At 39.3% G+C, this 19,381-nt stretch carries 15 protein-coding genes, 1 other RNA gene and 1 other annotated feature; of the genes, 14 read left to right on the plus strand and 2 right to left on the minus strand.

The annotated features are described in order from the left end of the window. The first annotated feature begins 17 nt into the window (after positions 1-17). The 4 genes from recJ (at position 18) to dtd (ending at position 5,885) form a co-directional block, all read left to right on the plus strand. The gene (recJ, locus tag ACN6MT_RS12310) at positions 18-2,372 is read left to right on the plus strand and encodes a single-stranded-DNA-specific exonuclease RecJ (RefSeq protein ID WP_419956067.1); all 2,355 of its coding nucleotides are present in this window, start codon (positions 18-20) and stop codon (positions 2,370-2,372) included. Beyond that, positions 2,372-2,884 (plus strand): adenine phosphoribosyltransferase, encoded by a 513-nt coding sequence (locus ACN6MT_RS12315; RefSeq protein ID WP_034672617.1) that lies wholly within the window; start codon positions 2,372-2,374, stop codon positions 2,882-2,884. Before recJ ends, ACN6MT_RS12315 begins: the two co-directional genes overlap by 1 nt. 347 nt (positions 2,885-3,231) lie before the next feature. Continuing rightward, positions 3,232-5,427, plus strand: coding sequence for a RelA/SpoT family protein (locus tag ACN6MT_RS12320; RefSeq protein WP_034672615.1), 2,196 nt, complete (start codon positions 3,232-3,234; stop codon positions 5,425-5,427). Between the two features lie 14 nt (positions 5,428-5,441). Continuing rightward, positions 5,442-5,885: a D-aminoacyl-tRNA deacylase gene (gene dtd / locus ACN6MT_RS12325; protein ID WP_419956068.1), complete on the plus strand. Its 444-nt coding sequence runs from the start codon at positions 5,442-5,444 to the stop codon at positions 5,883-5,885. An 80-nt stretch (positions 5,886-5,965) separates the two neighbouring features. Here the strand turns inward: dtd and ACN6MT_RS12330 are convergent, their stop codons facing one another. Continuing rightward, complete coding sequence (locus ACN6MT_RS12330; RefSeq protein ID WP_419956069.1) at positions 5,966-7,708, minus strand: SH3 domain-containing protein; 1,743 nt, start codon at positions 7,706-7,708, stop codon at positions 5,966-5,968. 162 nt (positions 7,709-7,870) lie between these two features. On the opposite strand from ACN6MT_RS12330, the gene ACN6MT_RS12335 reads away from it, so the two are divergent. From ACN6MT_RS12335 to ACN6MT_RS12365, 7 genes are all read left to right on the plus strand, one after another. Next, positions 7,871-8,047, plus strand: coding sequence for a hypothetical protein (locus ACN6MT_RS12335; RefSeq protein ID WP_034672610.1), 177 nt, complete (start codon positions 7,871-7,873; stop codon positions 8,045-8,047). Positions 8,048-8,103: 56 nt separating this feature from the next. Next, positions 8,104-8,386 (plus strand) — a binding site (T-box leader). Positions 8,387-8,467: 81 nt separating this feature from the next. Beyond that, entirely contained in the window at positions 8,468-9,739 is a 1,272-nt protein-coding gene (hisS, locus tag ACN6MT_RS12340) for a histidine--tRNA ligase (RefSeq protein WP_419956070.1), read from the plus strand. Positions 9,740-9,755: 16 nt separating this feature from the next. Next, complete coding sequence (aspS, locus tag ACN6MT_RS12345; protein WP_419956071.1) at positions 9,756-11,534, plus strand: aspartate--tRNA ligase; 1,779 nt, start codon at positions 9,756-9,758, stop codon at positions 11,532-11,534. Positions 11,535-11,595: 61 nt separating this feature from the next. Further along, positions 11,596-11,791: non-coding RNA, 6S RNA (ssrS, locus tag ACN6MT_RS12350), on the plus strand. 156 nt (positions 11,792-11,947) lie between these two features. Next, complete coding sequence (locus ACN6MT_RS12355; RefSeq protein ID WP_063255356.1) at positions 11,948-12,715, plus strand: tRNA threonylcarbamoyladenosine dehydratase; 768 nt, start codon at positions 11,948-11,950, stop codon at positions 12,713-12,715. A 98-nt stretch (positions 12,716-12,813) separates the two neighbouring features. Further along, positions 12,814-13,740 (plus strand): ABC transporter ATP-binding protein, encoded by a 927-nt coding sequence (locus ACN6MT_RS12360; protein WP_419956072.1) that lies wholly within the window; start codon positions 12,814-12,816, stop codon positions 13,738-13,740. Further along, positions 13,733-14,683: an ABC transporter permease gene (locus ACN6MT_RS12365; protein ID WP_419956073.1), complete on the plus strand. Its 951-nt coding sequence runs from the start codon at positions 13,733-13,735 to the stop codon at positions 14,681-14,683. The genes ACN6MT_RS12360 and ACN6MT_RS12365 overlap by 8 nt, the downstream gene beginning before the upstream one ends. A 461-nt stretch (positions 14,684-15,144) precedes the next feature. Here the strand turns inward: ACN6MT_RS12365 and ACN6MT_RS12370 are convergent, their stop codons facing one another. After that, positions 15,145-16,416 (minus strand): replication-associated recombination protein A, encoded by a 1,272-nt coding sequence (locus ACN6MT_RS12370; RefSeq protein WP_419956074.1) that lies wholly within the window; start codon positions 16,414-16,416, stop codon positions 15,145-15,147. 151 nt (positions 16,417-16,567) lie between these two features. Here ACN6MT_RS12370 and cymR point away from each other — a divergent pair, with 151 nt between their 5' ends. From cymR to mnmA, 3 genes are read left to right on the plus strand one after another with little or no spacing between them, the layout of a single operon-like run. Next, a complete protein-coding gene (gene cymR, locus ACN6MT_RS12375) occupies positions 16,568-16,987 on the plus strand; it encodes a cysteine metabolism transcriptional regulator CymR (protein WP_063251393.1) in 420 nt (139 codons plus the stop codon). 44 nt (positions 16,988-17,031) lie between these two features. After that, on the plus strand, positions 17,032-18,174 hold the full coding sequence (locus tag ACN6MT_RS12380; RefSeq protein ID WP_419956075.1) for a cysteine desulfurase family protein: 1,143 nt from the start codon (positions 17,032-17,034) through the stop codon (positions 18,172-18,174). A 34-nt stretch (positions 18,175-18,208) separates the two neighbouring features. Then, the gene (gene mnmA, locus ACN6MT_RS12385; RefSeq protein WP_419956076.1) at positions 18,209-19,327 is read left to right on the plus strand and encodes a tRNA 2-thiouridine(34) synthase MnmA; all 1,119 of its coding nucleotides are present in this window, start codon (positions 18,209-18,211) and stop codon (positions 19,325-19,327) included. Positions 19,328-19,381 lie beyond the last annotated feature (54 nt).

The following is a 19,381-nucleotide window of genomic DNA, read 5'->3' on the forward strand; positions in this document are numbered from 1 at the left end:
GTCTGAGGGGTGAACGCATGTTAAAGTCGAAAACTAGATGGGTTGTTCGTAAATCTGATCAACAACTAGTAAAAACTCTCGAAAACGAATTGAAAATTACGCCACTTGTTGCGTCGCTGCTTATCAACCGCGGATTAGATACCGTTGATTCTGCACGGTATTTTTTATTTGGAAAAGAGCAATTTCATGATCCCTTTTTGTTAAAAGGTATGGATATCGCTGTAGAAAGAATTCGGGAAGCTATTGAAAAGCAAGAACCAATATTAATATTTGGGGATTATGATGCGGATGGTGTAAGCAGTACAACGGTATTAATGCTTACTCTTCGGGATTTAGGTGCGAATGTCCAATTTTATATTCCTAATCGTTTTACTGAAGGATACGGTCCGAACGAACCGGCCTTTCGCCGAGCAGCTGAAAATGGAGTCAAGTTAATAATTACTGTAGATACAGGCATATCCGCCATAAACGAAGCAGCAATTGCAAAAGAACTCGGTCTCGATTTAATCATTACCGATCATCATGAGCCGGGTCCCGTATTACCTGAAGCACTGGCAATTATTCATCCTAAATTGCCTGATAGTATTTACCCATTTCGTGAACTCGCAGGGGTAGGGGTGGCCTTTAAATTAGCCCATGCATTGTACGGAGAAGTTCCAGAGCACTTGTTAGAAATTGCCGTTATTGGTACCATTGCCGATTTAGTTTCGTTAAAAGATGAAAATCGCCTCATTGCAAAAAAAGGTTTGGAAAAACTTAAAGTCACCAAGAATAAAGGTCTAAAAGCAATTTTAAAAGTAGCGGGTGTAGACCTACAAAGCATTAACGAGGAAACAATAGGTTTTTCACTGGCACCAAGAATCAATGCAGTCGGAAGATTGGAAAGTGCAGATATGGCTGTCGAGCTTTTGCTTACCGATGATTCATACGAAGCAGAGGCTCTAGCACAAGAAATGGATGAATTAAACAAGACAAGACAGTCTATTGTGAACTCCATAACACTTGAAGCCATTGAAGAGGTTGAAAGAAATTATCCTATAGATTCAAATTCAGTACTCGTCATCGGAAAAGAAGGCTGGAATGCAGGTGTGATTGGCATCGTAGCTTCAAGATTAGTAGAAAAGTTTTACCGGCCGACAATCGTTCTTAGCTTTGACAAAGAAAAGGGATTAGCAAAAGGCTCTGCACGAAGTATAGCTGGTTTTGATTTGTTTAAAAATCTTTCGGAATGCCGGGATATTCTACCCCATTTTGGCGGCCATCCTATGGCAGCTGGAATGACATTAAAGCTAGCTGATGTTTCTGACCTGCGTCAAAGATTAAATAATCTAGCAAATGAGCAGTTAACAGAGGATGATTTTATCCCAATTACCACGCTGGACCATGAAATTCAGGTGGAAGAAATTAATTTATCTTCGCTCGATGAATTAAATCTCCTTGCTCCTTTTGGAATGGACAATCCTAAGCCTAAGGTGTTAATCAGTAATGTGGAAATATCGACAATGAGAAAGATTGGGTCAGAACAAAATCACTTGAAGGTTATGGTTAATCGAAATGGTACAAATTTAGATGGAATTGGATTTGGACTCGGACCGTTATTTGACCATATTTCACCAGCCTCAAAAATTTCATTAATTGGTGAATTAGCCGTCAATGAGTGGAATAATAACCGTAAACCACAAATTTTTATCCAAGATGTTTCGGTTGAATCGTGGCAATTATTTGATCATCGCGGGGTAAAACGGATCCACTCAATGGTTACTACAATACCTAATGAAAAGCGTAAATATATTATTTTTAACAGAGACCAGATTGAAAAAATGGACCCTGCTGTTACGAGTGAGGTTATACTCATTGAAAATGAAGCAGATGCTAAGGCATTCGATTCTCATCAGGCCAATGTGGTACTCGTTGACCTGCCGCCGTCAAAGGACCTGCTGCATCATTTATTCAATGGGAAACGTCCTGCTCGAATTTATGCGTTTTTCGATAAAGAAAATAGCGATTTCTTTAGTACGATTCCTACAAGGGATCACTTTAAATGGTTTTATGCATTTTTGTTAAAAAAAGGTCCGATAGATTTGGGTCGTTATGGGGATGAAATCGCTAAGCACCGCGGCTGGTCAACGGAAACGATAACGTTTATGTCAAAAGTGTTTTCTGAACTAGATTTTGTTACAATAAACAATGGATTTATTACTTTGAATCAACAATCACAAAAGCGTGACCTTACTGATTCCGTTACCTACCAAACCAAACAGGCTCAGTTTGCACTTGAAAGAGATTTATTATTTTCATCCTTTCAACAATTGAAGAGCTGGTTTGACCAGGTTATAGAAGAATCAGTTACTACCCGAGGAGGCATTACGTAATGGACTTAGAGCAATTTATTGCAATCGTACCGGATTACCCAAAACCAGGAATTTCATTCAAGGATATTACTCCATTAATGAACAATGGAGAAGCCTATAAGTATGCAACAGATCAAATTGTTGCTTATGCAAAAGATAAACAAATTGATTTAATTGTTGGTCCTGAGGCAAGAGGTTTTATCATTGGCTGCCCAGTTGCCTATTCTTTAGGCATTGGCTTTGCTCCAGTTCGTAAGGAAGGAAAGCTTCCTCGTGAAACAGTTAAAGTAAGCTATGGTTTAGAATATGGAAGTGATGTTTTAACCATTCATAAGGACGCAATTCAGCCTGGACAACGTGTATTGATAACTGATGACCTATTAGCAACAGGTGGAACCATCGAAGCAACAATCCAATTAGTTGAACAGCTTGGCGGTGTAGTTGCAGGAATCGCTTTCCTGATTGAATTATCTTACCTTGAAGGACGTAAGAAACTCGACGGCTACGACATCATGACATTGATGAATTATTAATAGTACCCGAGGGCACTCGTAAATGAGTGCTCTCTTGTTATAAGAAGAAAGCTATTTTTTTTATTGAATTCACTGTATTTCGACACTTTTTTCGCAAAATACAGTAAAATAATATCATTCCCTTTACATCTGAGCGTTTTTTTTCGATAATAGTAACAATCGTTAGTAACTAGTTAATATAGATAAACATTTAATAATATAGGTTTTTTTCGTAAAGATTGTAGTTGTTAAAATCTTAAAGCCGATTTTAACGAGGATCAAACTGTTTTGTGCTTGAAATCAAGATTGTCAGCTCTTTTCTTTGAAAAGAGCCATAAAAAAATGAGACGAAAAATAAGGTGATTTTTATGGCGAACGATCAAGTGTTAACCGCCGAACAAGTCATCGACAAGACGAGAATCTATTTGAACGAAGAGCATTGTGAATTTGTAAAGAGAGCCTACGAATTCGCAAAACATTCTCATCGTGAACAATATAGAAAATCAGGGGAGCCTTATATTATTCATCCTATTCAAGTTGCTGGTATACTGGCGGATTTGGAGATGGATCCTGAAACGGTTGCCGCTGGTTTCCTCCATGACGTTGTTGAAGATACAGATGTTACCTTAAAGGACATCGAGACGGAATTTAATGACGAAGTGGCCATGCTTGTCGACGGGGTTACGAAATTAGGAAAAATTAAATATAAATCACACGAGGAACAGCAGGCCGAGAACCACAGGAAAATGTTTGTGGCTATGGCTCAGGATATCCGCGTAATTTTGATTAAGCTTGCTGATCGTTTGCATAATATGAGGACGCTTAAGCACCTTCCTGTTGAGAAGCAGCGCCGGATTTCAAATGAAACACTTGAAATCTTTGCACCTTTGGCCCATCGTCTTGGAATTTCTAAGATTAAGTGGGAGCTGGAAGACACTGCATTAAGATACTTAAACCCACAGCAATATTACCGTATTGTTAACCTGATGAAAAAGAAGCGTGCAGAACGGGAACAATACTTAGTCGATGTCATGGACGAGGTTCGCAGTAGAATGAATGAAGTGTCCATTAATGCAGAGCTTTCTGGAAGACCAAAGCATATCTATAGCATATACCGCAAAATGGTGCAGCAAAATAAACAGTTTAGTGAAATCTATGATTTACTTGCCGTTCGAATAGTAGTTAATAGTATCAAGGACTGCTATGCTGTCCTAGGAATCATCCATACATGCTGGAAGCCTATGCCTGGAAGATTTAAGGATTATATCGCCATGCCGAAGCCGAATATGTACCAATCTCTTCATACCACTGTGATTGGTCCTAAGGGTGATCCTCTGGAGGTTCAGATTCGAACGTCTGAAATGCACAGAATAGCAGAATTCGGTATTGCCGCTCACTGGGCGTATAAAGAAGGCAAAGCGCTTAGTGATACAACCTCTTACGAACAAAAATTAACTTGGTTTAGGGAAATCCTTGAGTTTCAAAATGACACTGCCAATGCTGAAGAGTTTATGGAGTCATTAAAAATTGATTTGTTCTCTGATATGGTTTTTGTGTTTACACCAAAAGGAGATGTAATTGAATTGCCGTCCGGTTCGGTACCTATTGATTTTGCTTACCGTATTCACTCTGAAATTGGGAATAAAACAATAGGGGCTAAAGTGAACGGTAAAATGGTCACACTTGATTATCGACTTAAGACGGGTGATATTATTGAAATTCTCACCTCTAAGCATTCTTATGGACCAAGTCAAGACTGGTTAAAACTTGCACAAACTTCACAGGCAAAGAACAAAATACGTGCCTTTTTTAAGAAGCAGCGCCGGGATGAAAATGTCGACAAAGGCAAAGAGCTTGTAGAAAAAGAAATCCGTGCCATGGAATTTGATTTAAAAGAAATTCTAACCGCTGATAATTTGAAAAAGGTAGCCGAAAAGTTTAATTTTGCCAATGAAGACGATATGTATGCAGCGGTCGGCTATAATGGTGTAACTGCACTGCAGGTCGCGAATCGTTTAACCGAAAAATGGCGTAAAAAACGGGATCAGGAGCAATCTGCGACGATTACAAATGCTATTTCTGATATGAAAGCATTCCCTTCTACGAAAAAGCGGGAGTCCGGTGTTCGCGTTGCCGGAATTGATAATTTATTAATCCGTTTATCACGCTGCTGTAATCCTGTTCCGGGTGACGAAATTGTTGGATTTATCACAAAAGGACGCGGTGTTTCTGTTCATCGTGCCGATTGTACAAATATCGACTCAAATGACGCGCAAACCAGGTTAATACCAGTAGAATGGGAGTCCTCATTAAATGACCGCAAAGAATATAATGTGGATATCGAGATTAGTGGTTATGACCGCCGTGGGTTACTTAATGAGGTTCTGCAAGCAGTAAATGAAACGAAAACAAATATTTCAGCGGTTTCTGGCCGGTCTGATCGCAATAAAATGGCGACGATCATTATGTCTATTGCTATTCACAATGTCAGCCATTTGCAAAAAGTTGTTGACCGGATTAAACAGATACCAGATATTTATTCGGTTCGCCGGATTATGAATTAGGAGTTTACAAAAAAATGCGAGTAGTTGTACAGCGCAGTAAGAATGCAAAGGTAACAGTTAACGGAGAGATAACGGGACAAATTTCTAAAGGTCTTGTCCTTCTTGTAGGAGTAACACATCAGGATACAGAAGAAGACGCAGCCTTTCTAGCAGATAAAATTGCAAACCTAAGGATATTTGAGGATGACGCCGGAAAGATGAATTTATCCTTATTAGAGGTTGGCGGTGAAATTCTTTCTGTATCTCAATTTACTTTGTATGGTGATTGCCGTAAAGGCAGGAGACCCAATTTTATGGAAGCGGCGAGACCAGAACAGGCAAACCCTCTTTATGAAACATTCAATGGTTTATTACGTGAAAAAGGTATCAAGGTTGAAACGGGTATCTTTGGGGCGATGATGGATGTTGAATTAATCAATGATGGTCCCGTCACTCTAATTGTTGAGAGTAAAAGTTAAAAAATGCTTGGCACTTTTATAGCTGCCAAGCATTTTTTTATGTCTAGCTGCAGCGCCTGTTCAAGGCGCTGCAGCTTTTCTCATTTGTCTTTAAAATACCGTGCTAGACCATTATATATACCAGTTGCTGCATTCTCTTGGAATTGCCCTGATGTTAGGGTCATTTCTTCCGCTGAATTACTTAGGTAGCCTAACTCCATCAGCACTGCCTGCCTTTGATTTTCACGAACAACATGGAAATCACCGGTACGGACACCGCGGCTTTTTAACCTTGTTTGTGCATTCGTAGAGTTATATACATATTCAGCGAGCTTTTTTTGATAGGAATGATAGTAAAAACCTGTCATCCCGCGGACACTTCGGTTTAGGTTACTATCATAATGTAAGCTGATAAACGCATCTGACTGATGAACACTTGCTAATCTCACCCTTGAGGGAAGCGGGAGAAAAGAATCACTGCTTCTTGTAAGAAAAACATTAGCTCCAGCTGCTTTTAACTTGTCAGATAATAGGTAAGCCGTACGCAGTGTTAATTCTTTTTCAAGAGTACCACCTGCACCGGTAGCCCCATTATCAATACCACCATGCCCAGGGTCAATCACAATGGTCTTGGATCTTAAATAAGCTTCTGCCCCTTGTTTATTAATCCCGGGTCCAGTTCCATTGGTGGTTACGAGCCATCCAGCAATAAACCCTTTTGTTCCGTTTGGCAATGTAATCTCGTACCAATCATTCTTAACACTGCTTATTTGAAAGGACTCTCCCTCGTTAGCTCGTAGAAGTACGTTTGATTGAACGGTAGGATCCTTCCTTATATTTGTTCCGTTATGTAGTATGGTAACTTTGCTGTCTTTAGCAAGCTCGGGGGTAGTTGCTTTATCTTTGTTGAAATACCAGCCTGCTGCCCAGCCGAAGTTTCCAGGTGTATATTCGATTTTAAACCAATTATTCTTTTCATCTAAAATGGTAAACTTCTGCCCTTTTGTAATGGAACCAACAATGGCTGAATTTAAGGAAGAATCGCTGCGAACACTTAGATTACTAGCGGTTACAGTCCCAATTGTTCCATTAACAGGATTTGTTTGCTGATTTTCAGTTCCCATTTGAACATAATCAGCACTAATCCAAGCACTTTGGTTGGAGTATTTAATTTCAATCCAATTATTCTTCTTTGAATAAATACTAATAGAAGTCCCTTTTGCGAGTTTCCCGATAATACTTCCTGTAGTAGAAGGTTCATTGCGAACATTTAAAGTATCTGTAACAAAACCAGTATCAATCGATTTTTTGTTATTTTCTTCTTTGGAAGTAGTAGTAGATTTATTATTAAAATCTAGATATTCTCGTGCAACCCAGCCTTCCTCAAAACCAGCTGCTATTTTTACCCAGTTTTCATTATCATCCGTCACACTGACAGCTTGTCCTTTATTTAAATATCCAATGATACGAAAATTTGTTCCTGGACCAGAACGCACACGTAATTGATCGGTATTCGCCTCTGCACTCTTTTTATTTGAGCTGCCAGAACCAGTTGTGGTGGTTCCATTTGTTGTTTTAGTAATAACCCAGTTGGCAACCCAGCCCGTTTTCGCAGCGGAAAGTTGAATTTGAATCCAATCGCCTTGCTCTTTAATAATAGTGAATTTTTCTCCCTTTTTTACTTGTTTCACAAGCTGGTAGCTTAGGCTTGGACCATTACGGACATTAACTGTATTTTCAGCTATAGTAACTGTTCCATTTGCTGCCAAACCTATATCTTGCGGAAGGAATACTCCGAAGACTACCGTGAAACAGACTAACAAAAGAATAAATCTCTTTATCATCCACTCTCTCCCTTCACGATATCTTTCATTTTAGCGTAAAAGGGCATGGAAATCATTCCTTAATTGTTAAATATCTACTATTTTGAAATTTTCTATGACATGTAAGTTTTTACGAAGGATGGAAATAATAAGAACTATAGTGAAGATATGAGGTGATGGGTGATGAGATCGAGCGATAAAACAAATAGCATTCAATCCATGGACAGCAGGCTATTTGGTGTAGATTTTCATGATTTTATACAAAGTGAGCAGCATAATACGACGTTTGAGCTTGCCTCCGAATTTGGACTGACAATCGGCGATGTTAGAAAGTTGAAAAAACATCTCGAAAGATCCTAAATCCTTCTTGACATTGGATTGAATGCTCCGTAATATTATATAAATAAAATACACATGGATAACCAATGATGGAGCATAGTAATTAAGGCCAAACATGAAAAGAGAGGAAATGCCCTGGGCTGAAAGCATTTCTACATGATTCTTAATGAATGAACACTCCGTAGGCTTCTCTCTGAAAAAGGTAACGGTAGTCGGAATAATTCCGCCTCTGTTGGAAAACTTATTTCCAACTTTATTAGGAGCAGAACGTAAGCAGGCGTTAACTGTAAAAGAGGAAGTGCATGAAATTAATGCCTTCAACTAGGGTGGCACCGCGGGAATCTAACTCCCGTCCCTTGTATTTATACAAGGGACGGGAGTTTTTTGTTTTTTATAGAAAATTTTTTTACATAAAAAGTTATGGTAAGGAGGAATTCAGCTATGTCGATTAGCATTCCAAGAGGCACACAGGACATTCTGCCTGGAGAAGTAGAAAAATGGCAGCTGATTGAAGCAAAAGCGAGAGAGCTTTGTGAGAAATATCAATATCAAGAAATCCGGACTCCAATCTTTGAACATACGGACCTATTTTCTCGTGGTGTCGGTGATACCACTGATATTGTCCAGAAAGAGATGTACACATTCGATGATCGTGGAGGCCGAAGCCTCACACTAAGACCAGAAGGTACTGCTGCTGTAGTAAGGTCGTTTGTTGAGAAAAAGATGTTTGGTTATCCAAATCAACCGGTTAAGCTTTATTACATGGGACCGATGTTCCGATACGAACGCCCGCAAGCAGGTCGCTTCCGTCAATTTGTTCAATTTGGTATTGAAGCATTGGGCAGTAATGACCCTGCAATTGACGCAGAAGTTATTTCACTTGCAATGAACTTGTACAAAGAAATGGGCTTAAAAAAGCTAAGGCTTGTGATCAATAGTCTTGGAGATAAGGAGAGCAGAACTGCTCACCGAAATGCGTTAATTAATCATTTTCAGCCAAGAATCGGAGAGTTTTGCCAGGATTGTCAAAGCCGGCTTGAAAAAAATCCATTGAGAATCCTCGATTGCAAGCAGGATCACAATCACGAATTAATGAAAACTGCGCCATCTATTATAGATTATCTAAATGATGATTCTAAAGCTTATTTCGAAAAACTACAGCAGTATTTAACACAGCTAGAGATTGAATTTGTTGTAGATCCGAATCTAGTGCGCGGTTTGGATTATTATAATCACACAGCATTTGAAATTATGAGTGATGCGGAAGGTTTTGGGGCGATTACGACATTATGCGGAGGCGGCCGATACAACGGTTTAGCTGAAGAAATCGGCGGTCCTGAAACTCCGGGAATAGGATTTGCTATGAGTATTGAACGCTTCATAGCAGCACTCAATGCGGAAGCAATCGAGCTGGAGATTAATCAAGGCATTGATTGTTATCTTGCTGCGCTGGGTGATCAAGCAAAAGATTATACAGTAGGACTGCTTCAGAAACTCCGACTCGCAGGTGTATCTGCAGAGCGTGATTATTTGAACCGAAAAATTAAAGCACAATTTAAAGCAGCTGACCGATTGAATGCAAAATATGTTGCCGTTCTCGGTGATGATGAACTCACTAATAATAAAATTAATCTAAAAAATATGGCTACAGGCGAGCAAAAGGAAATAGAATTAACACAATTTGTAGAGTATTTCCAAGAACTTAAGAGATAAGAGGAGAGGATATTTTATGTATGGGAGAACGTATTTTTGTGGCGATGTACCAGAGTCAGCCATTGGTGAAAAAGTAACACTTAAAGGCTGGGTATCAAAACGCCGGGACTTGGGTGGATTAATTTTTATTGATCTGCGCGACCGGTCAGGTATTGTCCAAGTTGTATTCAATCCGGATGTATCGAAAGAAGCATTAGAAACGGCTGAGAAGATTCGCAGCGAGTATGTGCTGGATATTCAAGGAACGGTCATTAGCCGTGAGGCTGGAACGATAAATCCTAATTTAAAAACCGGGAAGATTGAAGTTCAAGCTGAAAATGTAACCATCATTAACGAAGCTAAAACACCGCCATTTACGATTTCTGATAAAACAGACGCATCCGAAGATGTGCGCCTGAAATATCGTTATTTAGATTTCCGTCGTCCGGTGATTTTTGAAACATTAAAGATGCGTCATCAAGTTACAAAGCAAATCAGAGATTTTCTTGATTCAGAAGGATTTTTAGATATTGAAACACCAATCTTAACAAAAAGCACACCAGAAGGAGCTCGTGACTATCTTGTACCGAGCCGTGTTCATCCAGGTGAGTTCTATGCACTTCCACAATCACCACAGTTGTTCAAGCAGTTGTTAATGCTCGGTGGAATTGAACGTTACTACCAAATTGCCCGCTGTTTCCGTGACGAGGATTTGCGAGCGGACCGTCAGCCTGAGTTTACTCAAATTGATATTGAAACTAGTTTTCTTGGTCAAGAGGATATCTTAAGCTTAATGGAAAAAATGATGACAGGGCTGATGAAGGAAGTAAAAGGACTTGATATTACTACTCCATTTCCACGAATGACATATGATGAGGCAATGAGCCGATTTGGATCGGATAAGCCTGATACTCGTTTTGGACTTGAGCTGGTCGATCTTTCTGAAGTAGTTAAGGAATCAGGTTTTAAGGTCTTTGCTGCTGCGGTTGCAAATGGTGGTCAAGTAAAGGGTATTAACGTAAAAGGTGCTGCTGAAAAATATTCTCGTAAAGATATTGATGCTCTAACAGAATTTGTGGGAGTTTATGGAGCAAAAGGTCTTGCGTGGCTGAAGGTAGACGCAGAAGGATTAAAAGGTCCAATTGCTAAGTTCTTTGCTGAGGAAGATTCTAATGCTTTAAGAACAGTTTTAGATGCGAATGAAGGAGACCTTCTTCTATTTGTCGCAGACAAGAATAATGTGGTTGCGGATGCCCTGGGTGCACTACGTTTAAAGCTTGGTAAAGAATTAGGTTTAATCGATCAAAGCAAGTTCAATTTCTTATGGATTACAGATTGGCCGTTGCTTGAATATGGTGAAGAAGAAGGCCGTTATTATGCTGCCCATCACCCATTCACTATGCCGGTTAGAGAAGATCTGCCATATTTAGAAACAGATCCTGCTAGAGTAAGAGCACAAGCATATGACCTTGTATTAAATGGTTATGAGCTTGGTGGCGGTAGTTTGAGAATATTTGAACGTTCTGTACAAGAAAAAATGTTTACTGTTCTTGGATTCACACCTGAAGAAGCGCAAGAGCAATTCGGTTTCTTAATGAACGCTTTCGAGTATGGTACACCGCCGCATGGTGGAATTGCTCTTGGATTAGACCGTTTGGTCATGCTGCTTGCAGGCAGTTCTAACCTGCGTGATACCATTGCTTTTCCAAAAACCGCTAGTGCAAGCGACCTGTTGACTAATGCACCTGGTGCGGTTTCTGAAGCTCAATTAAAAGAACTTCATTTGTCACTAAATGTTACTAATAAAAGTGAGTAAAACGCTTTCATAAAACCTTGAATGGTTAAAAACTTTATGATATTATTAAGTCAATCAAATAAGTGTCCTGAAATGTACGTTGTATTACCTAACTTTTGACCAACATTATTTCTTCGGGAGTCTGGGTTTTCAAGCTGCGTAAAAGCCTCAACCTATACGGTTAAAGGGACTTACAAAAACTTGGAACAAGACACCCACCTGCGAGAGTGGCGGGATCAAAAGAAGGAACCAAGCGCGACGGCACCATTGGGACCCTTATAAAAATAGTCTCCTGCATAAGCAGGGGGCTATTTTTATTTTTTCTGTTTATCTAATAATCCCTATTGATATACTTGAATTTATAGGGGAGTATGTTATATTTTTTTAGGGTAAAAGATATAAATAAGTCGAATTTAATTTTTTGGAGGAACCACATGCTGCATCAATTTTCTCGTAATGAACTTGCCATAGGCAAAGAAGGCCTTGATATCATGAAAAACTCAACAGTAGCTGTACTAGGTATTGGCGGTGTGGGCTCTTTTGCTGCTGAAGCGCTCGCACGATCTGGCGTTGGTCGTTTGATATTAGTCGATAAAGACACTGTGGATATTACGAATGTAAATCGTCAGCTCATCGCACTTTTATCAACGGTTGGACAACCTAAAGCTGAACTCATGAAAGAACGGATTAAAGACATTAATCCTGATTGTGAAGTTATCGCCTTGAAAATGTTTTATACAGAGGAGACGTATGAGGAATTCTTTAGCCATGGCTTGGACTTTGTCGTCGACGCTTCTGATACGATTATTTATAAAATTCATCTTATGAAAGAATGTCTAAAAAGAAATATCCCGATTATCTCAAGTATGGGTGCAGCCAACAAAATGGACCCAACACGCTTTAAAATTGCAGATATTTCAAAAACACACACGGATCCAATTGCGAAAGTCATTCGTACAAAGCTTCGTAAAGAAAGAATTCACAAAGGCATCCCAGTGGTCTTTTCTGATGAAAGCCCGATTGTCATTCGTGAAGATGTCAAGAAAGAGGTTGGGAATGCGAACGCGCCAATTCGAAAAGCACAAATGCCTCCATCCTCTAACGCCTTCGTTCCATCTGCTTGCGGATTAATAATGGCAAGCTATGTAGTAAGGCAATTACTTGCAGATATTAAAATTACACGTGTAGCGGACGAAAAATAGTTGTAAGCCCTGAACCTCAAAGTTCGGGGTTATTTTTTTAAATAAATGGGAAATTTTCACTATAATACGGTAAACTTGATGGAAGGAGGGGATTATCCTTGGAATCAATCGTAGTCATTAAAGATGTTACCAAAGTGATTAAAGGAAGAACGATAATAGATAATATCAGTTTCAACGTACATAAAGGTGAGGTATTTGGATTTTTAGGACCGAATGGAGCTGGTAAAACAACAACTATTCGAATGATAGTCGGTCTGATAGATATTACATCTGGGGATATTATGATTGGTGGTAAAAGTATAAAAACAAACTTTGAGGACGCAGTGAGACATGTCGGAGCGATCGTTGAGAATCCCGAAATGTACAAGTTTCTTAGCGGCTACCAAAATCTACTTCACTATGCACGTATGGTATCAGGAATTACGAAGGAAAAAATCGACGAGACCGTTAAACTTGTCGGATTATCAGACAGAATTCATGATAAAGTAAAAACTTACTCACTTGGGATGCGGCAAAGATTGGGATTGGCACAGTGCCTTTTACATGATCCAAAAGTATTAATCTTAGATGAACCGACAAACGGACTAGATCCGGCAGGGATCAGAGAGATTCGCGATTATATCCGTCTGCTCGCAAGGGAGAAAAATATGGCAGTCATTGTTTCAAGTCATATCCTTTCTGAAATGGAAATGATGTGTGACAGGATTGGGATTATTCAAAATGGGCAGCTAATTGACGTTCAATTGGTACAAGAGTTTGTACATGGCAACAGTGCAAGTTTTGAGTTTGAGGTGATTCCAAGTGAAAGAGCACTTAGTCTCGTGAAATCAAACTTTACCCATATCCCTGTCAATTCTTCGCGAAATGGCATAACGCTGGAGCTGCCAAAGGAAAATGTACCTGCTATGGTTAAGCTGTTCGTTGAAGAGGATATTCAAGTGTTTGGAATAAAAGAAGTATCAAAAACATTGGAAGACCGCTTCCTTGAAGTGACGGCAAATAAGGGAGCGATAGAACATGATTAATTTAATCCGTAATGAAATAATGAAGATTTTTAGAAGGCCAGGAACCTATGTAATGATGAGTATTCTAGTAGTCATTATCTCGGTCACAGGAATCTTTATGAAATATAATCTGGTTGAAGAGGAACCGAATGTGACGGAGGATTGGAAGCCAGTATTACAACAGGAAAATGAAGCATTGAAAAAACAATTAGAATCCAGCTCTATTAAAAGGGAGCAAGAATATTATCAAAAACAAATTGCTATCAATGAATACAGGTTAGAGCATGATATTCCTTTTAGGGAAAAATATAATGGCTGGTCATTTGTAAAAGATAATTCAGAGCTTATTTTATTAGCAGGGCTGTTTACCATTGTGATTTCTGCAGGAATCGTTGCAAGTGAATTTAATTGGGGCACGATTAAACTCTTGTTAATCCGCCCTATCAATCGAAGTAAGATTTTACTATCTAAGTATTTAACTGTACTATTATTTGCTTTGATGATGATAGGAATCTTATTTTGCTTTTCAGCCCTGCTTGGCGCCATTCTTTTTGGACTGCCGGAACAAGCACTTCCTTATTTGAATTATTTTAATGGCAAAGTCACCGAACAGAATATGATTGTTCACTTAATTATTTACTATGGATTAGGTTCGATTGATATGATTATGCTGACCACAATGGCATTTATGCTTTCTTCCGTGTTTCGAAACAGCTCTTTGGCAATTGGGTTATCTTTATTTTTAATGTTTACGGGTGGACAATTCACGGCACTATTGTCAATGAAGTTTGATTGGGCTAAATATATTTTATTTGCAAACACCAATTTAATGCAGTATATCGAGGGAACCCCGCTTCTTGAGGGGATGACAATGTCATTCTCTATCATTATGCTGATCATCTATTTCGTGATTTTTCAATTCTTGGCTTTCTATGTTTTTAAAAAGAGAGATGTTGCTGCTTAAAAAGAAGACCTCTGGGGATTTAGTTAACGGGTTCACTTGTGGGGTGTAAAAAACGTTAATTCAAGATCTAATCAGATAGTAAATCACATTTACAGTATATTTTCACATTCAAAAGGCTTAGAGATATTTTTTCATTCTCTAAGCCTTTTTTGTTTTATCTTTTTTCACTTACTCCGCCCGCAAGGTGTACACGTCATGAGTCACTAAAGCGAGTTTGATAAAGAAGCGGAGAAATTTCCCTTAATTAGGGAATTGCACGGAAATTAGCTTAAATAGGCGGAAAGATTCCGACTATTGACTCGAAAAACGTGAAAATGAGGTATTATTCTTTACTTAATCGGAAAATCTCCGCTTCTTTACCCCTAACCGAGCTCTATTCAGCAGTCAAACGGAAAATCTCCGTTTAATTTAACTATCAACATAATCCACGTAAGTAAACCCGTTAACCTCCAATCCAGAGGTTATTTTTTGCGGATAAGCTTTTCATAAACTGCTGCTAGGGCCTGTTCAAATTTACCAGTTCTCTTAGGTTGATAGTATTTCTTGTACTTTAATTTGTTAGGCAGATATTGCTGAGGTACCCAGCCGGATTCATAATCATGAGGATATAAGTATCCAATTCCTCTCCCTAACTCTTGCGCCCCTTTATAGTGAGCATCGCGCAAATGATCCGGTATTTCACCAAAGTTTCCTTTTTGAATATCGGATATGGCTTCACTGATTGCGATTACCGCAGAGTTGGATTTTGGTGATAAACATAACTCTATAACGGCGTTAGCTAACGGAATTCTAGCTTCAGGGAAACCAATTCTCTCCGAAGTTTCTATAGCAGCTAGTGTACGTGCACCTGCTTGTGGACTGGCTAAACCAACATCTTCATAGGCGATTACGAGTAATCTTCTGCTAATACTTTGAAGATCGCCAGATTCAATTAATCTTCCAAGATAATGCAGGGCCGCATTTACATCACTGCCGCGAATTGATTTTTGAAACGCAGAAAGCACATCATAATGACCATCACCGTCTTTATCCGAGCCATAACTTTTCTTTTGCATACATTCTTCCGCCGTTTTAGTATCGATGTGGATCACTTCTTGCTCATCCTTGTCGGTCGAAAGAACAGCAAGTTCGAGTGCATTTAACGAACTGCGGACATCACCATTTGAGGCAGAAGCAAAATGAGTTAATGCCTCTTCGGTAATATCAATCTTTAGCTTTCCGAACCCACGCTCTTCGTCCTTGAGGGCACGGATTAATGCAAGTTTGATTTCATCGGGAGTTAATGGTTTGAGTTCGAAAATTTGGCAGCGGCTGCGAATAGCTGGATTAATGGCGTGATAGGGGTTACTTGTTGTGGCACCGATTAATGTAATCATGCCATTTTCTAAAAAAGGTAAAAGGAAATCCTGTTTTCCTTTATCGAGTCGATGGACTTCATCTAGCAGCAGAATTACCTTTCCGGACATTTTTGCCTCGGCCGCAACGATTTCCATATCTTTTTTATTGTTTGTAACGGCGTTTAGTGTGCGGAAGGCATATTTTGTACTGCCAGCGATCGCACTTGCAATCGAGGTTTTACCAATTCCTGGCGATCCATATAAAATCATGGATGTCAGCTGTTTAGCTTTTACCATACGGGCAATAATTTTATCATCTGCCACTAGGTGCTGCTGTCCGACGATATCTTCAATTGTTCTAGGGCGCATTCGAAATGCCAGCGGCTTTTGCTGCATATTTCATCTCTCCAACTAAATATATGATAACCATTTAACTCTACCATTTTCTCGTCGAAAAGCATATTAAAGTACAATATGATATAATTGCTAATGCCTATCACATTACTATGTATTTATAATGAATTAAAAATAATAGAGGTGTAAATAAATGAGGATTTCTACAAAAGGCCGTTACGGGTTAACGATTATGATTGAATTAGCTAAAAATCAAGGGGAAGGGCCAACATCATTAAAAACGATAGCCCAAGCAAACAACTTATCTGAACATTATCTTGAACAGCTTATCGCTCCTTTAAGAAATGCTGGATTAGTAAAAAGTATCCGCGGTGCATACGGAGGTTACATCCTAGCTGACGCTCCGACAAAAATTACTGCTGGTGATGTCATTCGCGTACTCGAAGGACCGATTACACTAGTAGAAGGAATTGAGGATGAAGAGCCAGCACAGCGGGAGCTTTGGATTCGTATTCGTGACGCGATTAAATCCGTACTCGACCATACAACGTTAGAAGATTTAGCCAGTCATAGCAATGATACAGAAACAGACGGTTATATGTTTTACATTTAATGTTAACAGTAGAATAGAGAATTATTTTGATTGAAGGTGGAACGATGGAAAGAATCTATCTCGACCATGCTGCGACAACTCCCATGCACCCAAGGGTGATTGAAAAAATGATGGAAGTGATGAATAATAATTTTGGTAATCCATCTAGCATTCATTCATTTGGACGGGAAGCAAGGCACTATATTGATTTGGCACGAGAAACGTTGGCTAGGAGCATTGGCGCAAAGGAAAATGAGATTATTTTTACAAGCGGTGGCACGGAAGCAGATAATATGGCATTATTTGGTGCAGCTGAAAGTAGTCAGCATTTAGGGAAGCACATTATTACCACTCAAATAGAACACCATGCCGTATTGCACGCCTGTGAGAGACTAGAGAAAATGGGATATGAGGTCACCTACCTGCCAGTAGATGACAAAGGGGTAATTTCACTTAATGAAATCAGTAGAGCATTAAGGGACGATACTATATTGGTTTCCATCATGTACGGAAATAATGAAGTGGGAACCATTCAGCCTATAAAGGAAATTGGTGAGCTTCTCCAAACTCATCAGGCATTGTTTCACACAGATGCTGTCCAAGCCTATGGGATCGAAGAAATAAATGTGGAGGAACTGAATGTAGATTTATTATCTGTTTCTGCACACAAAATCAACGGTCCAAAAGGGACTGGATTCCTCTATGTGCGCGACAAGGTTAAATTGACACCTCGTGCCTATGGCGGCGAGCAGGAACGAAAAAGACGAGCCGGTACGGAAAATGTGGCAGCCATTGTTGGATTTCAGGAAGCAGTAAAAATCGCCACCGAAGAACGATTAGTAAAACGGGAAAAGTATCAAGAATTTAAGAAAATATTGGTTGAAAAGCTGGCTGCCCATAATATTGAGTTTTCCATAAACGGATTGCTTGAAAAATCAATGCCCCATGTATTAAACTTAAGCTTTCCAGGAACGAATGTAGAAGCGATGCTGGTAAATCTTGATTTAGCTGGCATAGCTGTTTCAAGTGGTTCTGCCTGCACCGCAGGTTCGATTGAACCTTCACACGTTCTGGTTGCCATGTTTGGTAAAGAATCAGATCGGTTGATCAATTCTATCCGTTTCAGCTTTGGTTTTAACACTACAGAAGACCAAATCATCAAAACAGCTAATGAAACTGCTAGAATTGTTTTTCGTCTGAAAAAATAAATGCATGACATTTTAAATAAAGAGAGGTGAGAATATGGAAAATAGAGAACCAAAAGATATCCGAGTGGTAGTGGGGATGTCAGGAGGTGTTGACTCCTCTGTCGCCGCCTTGCTGTTGAAACAGCAAGGTTATGACGTCATCGGAATCTTCATGAAAAACTGGGACGATACCGACGATACTGGATTTTGTACTGCAACAGAGGATTACAACGATGTCATTCGTGTTTGTAATCAAATCGGCATTCCATATTACGCAGTTAATTTCGAAAAACAATATTGGGACAAGGTATTTACGTACTTCCTTGATGAGTACAAGGCAGGCAGGACACCAAACCCTGATGTTATGTGTAATAAAGAAATTAAATTTAAAGCTTTTCTTGAGCATGCGGTGAACTTAGGTGCGGATTATCTTGCAACCGGTCATTATGCTCAAGTTGAATATCGTGACGGAGAATACAAAATGCTCCGTGGTAAAGATGAAAATAAGGACCAAACTTATTTCTTAAATCAATTGAATCAAGAGCAGCTAAGTAAGGTTATGTTTCCAATTGGAAATCTTGAGAAATCAAGAGTGCGAGAAATTGCTAAAGAGGCAAATTTAGCAACAGCGACGAAAAAGGACAGCACTGGGATTTGTTTTATTGGTGAACGTAACTTTAAAGAGTTCCTAGGTCAATACCTTCCAGCTCAGCCAGGAAACATGGAAACAATGGATGGCGAGATTAAAGGAAAACATGAAGGTTTGATGTACCATACTATTGGCCAGCGTCATGGCTTAGGAATTGGCGGTTCAGGTGAGCCATGGTTTGCAATTGGTAAGGATCTAAAAAGGAATATCCTTTACGTTGGACAAGGCTTCCATAATGAAAAACTATATTCAGACTCGATTATTGCTGATAATGTAAGCTGGGTATCCAATCAAGAAAAACCAGCGGAATTTATATGTACTGCAAAATTCCGTTATCGTCAGGAAGATAATAAAGTGACGGTACAACTTATGGAGAACAATAAAGTCAAAGTAATCTTCGATGAACCCATTCGAGCAGTAACCCCAGGACAAGCGGTTGTTTTTTACAATGGTGATGAATGTCTTGGCGGCGGTACTATCGATGAAGTTTACAAGAATGGACAACGGTTAACATATGTTGGGTAATATACACCCTGATTCCTTAATTGGAGTCAGGGCTTTTTTCGCTAATCTCAAGGA

The organism is Neobacillus niacini, from assembly GCF_048572935.1.
GTDB classification, from domain to species: Bacteria; Bacillota; Bacilli; order Bacillales; family Cytobacillaceae; genus Neobacillus; species Neobacillus niacini.

Bases quoted from the DNA above. Each gene is read 5' to 3' on its own strand.
- recJ (WP_419956067.1), top strand. From the start codon at position 18: ATGTTAAAGTCGAAAACTAGATGGGTTGTTCGTAAATCTGATCAACAA.
- ACN6MT_RS12315 (WP_034672617.1), top strand. From the start codon at position 2,372: ATGGACTTAGAGCAATTTATTGCAATCGTACCGGATTACCCAAAACCA.
- ACN6MT_RS12320 (WP_034672615.1), top strand. From the start codon at position 3,232: ATGGCGAACGATCAAGTGTTAACCGCCGAACAAGTCATCGACAAGACG.
- dtd (WP_419956068.1), top strand. From the start codon at position 5,442: ATGCGAGTAGTTGTACAGCGCAGTAAGAATGCAAAGGTAACAGTTAAC.
- ACN6MT_RS12330 (WP_419956069.1), bottom strand. From the start codon at position 7,708: ATGATAAAGAGATTTATTCTTTTGTTAGTCTGTTTCACGGTAGTCTTC.
- ACN6MT_RS12335 (WP_034672610.1), top strand. From the start codon at position 7,871: ATGAGATCGAGCGATAAAACAAATAGCATTCAATCCATGGACAGCAGG.
- hisS (WP_419956070.1), top strand. From the start codon at position 8,468: ATGTCGATTAGCATTCCAAGAGGCACACAGGACATTCTGCCTGGAGAA.
- aspS (WP_419956071.1), top strand. From the start codon at position 9,756: ATGTATGGGAGAACGTATTTTTGTGGCGATGTACCAGAGTCAGCCATT.
- ACN6MT_RS12355 (WP_063255356.1), top strand. From the start codon at position 11,948: ATGCTGCATCAATTTTCTCGTAATGAACTTGCCATAGGCAAAGAAGGC.
- ACN6MT_RS12365 (WP_419956073.1), top strand. From the start codon at position 13,733: ATGATTAATTTAATCCGTAATGAAATAATGAAGATTTTTAGAAGGCCA.
- ACN6MT_RS12370 (WP_419956074.1), bottom strand. From the start codon at position 16,416: ATGCAGCAAAAGCCGCTGGCATTTCGAATGCGCCCTAGAACAATTGAA.
- cymR (WP_063251393.1), top strand. From the start codon at position 16,568: ATGAGGATTTCTACAAAAGGCCGTTACGGGTTAACGATTATGATTGAA.
- ACN6MT_RS12380 (WP_419956075.1), top strand. From the start codon at position 17,032: ATGGAAAGAATCTATCTCGACCATGCTGCGACAACTCCCATGCACCCA.
- mnmA (WP_419956076.1), top strand. From the start codon at position 18,209: ATGGAAAATAGAGAACCAAAAGATATCCGAGTGGTAGTGGGGATGTCA.